Raw genomic sequence first — 411 nt, 5'->3', positions numbered from 1 at the left:
CCCCCCGGCTGAAGCCAATCGCGGACTGCCCGAAAAAGATTAAGATATTGCCGCTGTTGCTTTTCGGGTTTCTTCTTTTAGTTCTTAAACATTAAATTGCAGTTAGAAACTGACAACGCTTTTAACCTTAGAAACTCTATTTCTTTTTTTAACTGGCGTGCAATAGGAATATGAGAAAACACCTTAAATACATTGACGGCAACTCAGATAAATTCTGGCAATATTACCCTGATGCAGATCAAATCTTCGATTTCAGTAGAAAAATCGAATTTATGAACCAGGAACTTGCAGAAATAAATATAGATCCCGCTCTGGCTGGAGGAACAATCCGGACTGATTTACTGGCCAAGGTCTTTCTATGAATAATCCATTCGTCCTAACGTAATTGTGGCACAACAGGAGGTATTATGT

At 39.2% G+C, this 411-nt stretch carries 1 protein-coding gene; it reads left to right on the top strand.

Annotation, left to right across the window (positions count from 1 at the left end):
* Nucleotides 1-170: 170 nt before the first annotated feature.
* Nucleotides 171-362, top strand: coding sequence for a hypothetical protein (locus IM797_RS28250; protein WP_194130571.1), 192 nt, complete (start codon nt 171-173; stop codon nt 360-362).
* Nucleotides 363-411: the final 49 nt, after the last annotated feature.

Origin of the sequence: Pedobacter sp. MC2016-24 (genome assembly GCF_015223055.1) — a bacterium.
Taxonomy (GTDB): domain Bacteria; phylum Bacteroidota; class Bacteroidia; order Sphingobacteriales; family Sphingobacteriaceae; genus Pedobacter.
This window is presented reverse-complemented; position numbering and strand designations above follow the sequence as displayed.

Excerpts from the sequence above, each read along its gene's own strand:
- IM797_RS28250 (WP_194130571.1), top strand. The coding sequence starts at position 171 with ATGAGAAAACACCTTAAATACATTGACGGCAACTCAGATAAATTCTGG.